Genomic DNA, 419 nt, shown 5'->3' on the forward strand with positions numbered 1-419 from the left:
CATATTCTGACAGCGAACGAAAACTTTTTGGCAACCGTCGGTTATCAGTTAGCGGAAATTGTCGGTAAGCACCATCGCATTTTTGTCGAACCGTCCAAACATCAGAGTCAAGAATATCAACAGTTCTGGCAGAAATTAGCCCGCGGTGAATTTGATTCAGGCCAATATAAACGCATCACCAAAGATGGTCGTGAGATTTGGATCCAGGCCAGTTATAACGCCATCATGGATGCGGAGAATCGACCCTATAAAGTCGTGAAGTTCGCTACCGACATCACCAAAGATGTCATGCGAACTAGTGATTACTCAGGACAGCTCTCAGCCATCAGTAAATCACAGGCCATCATCGAGTTTGATTTAAATGGTCATATTCTGACAGCGAACGAAAACTTTTTGGCAACCGTCGGTTATCAGTTAGC

General features: G+C 44.4%; 1 protein-coding gene. It reads left to right on the forward strand.

Features of this window, described 5'->3' with window-relative positions:
• Positions 1-27: 27 nt before the first annotated feature.
• On the forward strand, positions 28-419 hold a 392-nt coding region (locus tag HC733_RS22675), incomplete at its 3' end, for a PAS domain-containing protein (RefSeq protein WP_238937675.1).

The organism is Pseudoalteromonas sp. S16_S37, from assembly GCF_014694405.1.
In the GTDB taxonomy this organism is placed as follows: Bacteria; Pseudomonadota; Gammaproteobacteria; order Enterobacterales; family Alteromonadaceae; genus Pseudoalteromonas.